General features: G+C 44.1%; 1 protein-coding gene. It reads right to left on the reverse strand.

Features of this window, described 5'->3' with window-relative positions; translation table 11 throughout:
* On the reverse strand, positions 1-449 hold a 449-nt coding region (locus tag CG11_RS30625; RefSeq protein WP_197043978.1), incomplete at both ends, for a hypothetical protein.

A 449-nucleotide genomic window follows, 5' to 3' on the forward strand; every position in this document is an offset into this window, starting at 1 on the left:
ACACCTCGATAGACAGGCATTTCTAAATAGTTGCTGCCATCTAAGGCTACACCAAGGTCGGTGATGGAACGAATATTCGTCTGATTGTCGTTTGCTGAGGCTTTGGGATAAAAGATGTTTCGATCACCATCAGAGGTCCCATCGTGCAACCAAGAACGTTCTACCATTTTAGAGGTATAATGTTGATCGTCGTCTGCATCCAGGTGCATGCCTGTGATTTTTAGATAAACCCCTTCTTTTGCCAAGCCCGCAAGAATCGTTAAAGTGTCTTCTCCAAAGACGCCACCACTAACAACCAAACCTTCAACAGAATTTCCTTTACTGCCATCGAGTACCAAACTGGCATCGGTCACACCAATTTTTACTACTCCTTTGGCTGCATAATCGTAGGTGCCATCTTCTTTTTTGCTGTCAGGAAGCAACAAACGGAATTCAAAATGGCCTTCTTG

The sequence above is a fragment of the Aureispira sp. CCB-QB1 genome, assembly GCF_000724545.1.
In the GTDB taxonomy this organism is placed as follows: domain Bacteria; phylum Bacteroidota; class Bacteroidia; order Chitinophagales; family Saprospiraceae; genus Aureispira.